This window comes from Vibrio sp. 1288 (assembly GCF_033344475.1).
Genome location: NZ_JAWPOX010001116.1, coordinates 1 through 521, shown reverse-complemented (window position 1 = coordinate 521; position 521 = coordinate 1). Strand labels below are relative to the sequence as shown.

Below are 521 nucleotides of genomic sequence, written 5' to 3'. Positions count from 1 at the left end.
CAAAAGCGGCCCTAAACGAGTTTTAATTATTGGTGCTTCCTCCGGTTTTGGGTTAGCAGCACGTATTGCCCTAACGTTTGGCGGCGCTGAAGCAGACACCATTGGCGTCTCGTTTGAACGAGGTCCATCTGAGAAAGGGGTTGGCAGCGCAGGCTGGTACAACAACATCTTTTTCAAACAAGAAGCAACACATGCAGGACGCACTGCAATCAATATTGTTGGTGATGCATTCTCTGACTCTGTCCGTAATGAAGTTATCGAAGCGATCGAAACCTACTTTGAAGGTGAAGTCGATTTGGTGATTTACAGCCTTGCAGCGGGCGTTCGTCCAAAACCTCATTCAGATACGTTCTGGCGCAGTGTGATTAAGCCTATTGGTGAATCGGTTACTGGCGCTTCCATCTTACTTGAAAATGATCAATGGGTTGAAACCACGCTCGAGCCTGCCACCGAAGAGGAAGCAGAAGCGACCATTAAGGTCATGGGGGGTGAAGATTGGGAAAGCTGGATTGATACTCTCA

1 pseudogene is annotated in these 521 nt (G+C 48.2%); it reads left to right on the top strand.

The features are described from left to right. Positions 1–521 (top strand): annotated as a pseudogene (locus tag R8O11_RS31205) (bifunctional NADH-specific enoyl-ACP reductase/trans-2-enoyl-CoA reductase); the annotation flags it as partial.